The organism is Pseudomonas karstica, assembly GCF_009707515.1.
Lineage (GTDB): Bacteria > Pseudomonadota > Gammaproteobacteria > Pseudomonadales > Pseudomonadaceae > Aquipseudomonas > Aquipseudomonas karstica.
The window spans coordinates 1-749 of sequence record NZ_WLYI01000089.1; the positions used below are offsets into that span (position 1 = coordinate 1).

A 749-nucleotide genomic window follows, 5' to 3' on the forward strand; every position below is an offset into this window, starting at 1 on the left:
TTCGTTGATGTCCTGATGCTGCGCGAGCTTGGCTTCGATCTCGCCCAGCTCGATGCGGAAACCGCGGATCTTCACCTGGTCGTCGTTGCGGCCCAGGTATTCGATGTTGCCGTCCGGCAGGTAGCGACCCAGGTCACCAGTGCGGTACATGCGCGCATTCGCAGCGGTACTGAACGGGTCTTTGAGGAAGCGTTCAGCGGTCAGGTCGTCACGGTTCAGGTAACCCCGCGCCACGCCGGCACCGCCGATATAGATTTCGCCGGCGACACCCAATGGCACCGGTTGGCCGTGCTCGTCCAGCAGGTAGAACTGGGTATTGGCCACAGGTTTGCCGATGTGTGCGGCAAAACCGTCTTCGCGGGCCATCGAGACCCAGCTTGAGTAGGTGGTGGTTTCCGAAGGGCCGTAAAGGTTGCACAGGCGCTTGACCTGAGTCTGTTCAAACAGGTTTTCCACCAGGCTGCGTTTGAGCGCTTCACCGGCGACGTTGACCGTGTGCACGCCGTCGCTCAATCCGCCGGATTCCAGCAACGCCTTGAGCGCCGAAGGCACGGTGTTGATCAAGGTGATGTCGTGTTCGCCCTGCTGCAGTTCCAGCACATTAGTCACGACATCGATGCTGCCGCCGGACGTCAGTGGCGCAAAGCACTCGTAGACCGCCAGGTCGAAGTTCAACGAGGTGGAGAACAAGGTTTTGGCCAAGGTTTCAGCGTCAAACGAACGCTGTGCCCAGGTCAGGAAGTTCACCG

General features: G+C 59.9%; 1 protein-coding gene. It reads right to left on the reverse strand.

All coding sequences use genetic code 11. The features are described 5' to 3' along the window. On the reverse strand, positions 1-749 hold a 749-nt coding region (locus GIR22_RS25835; protein WP_154746097.1), incomplete at both ends, for an AMP-binding protein.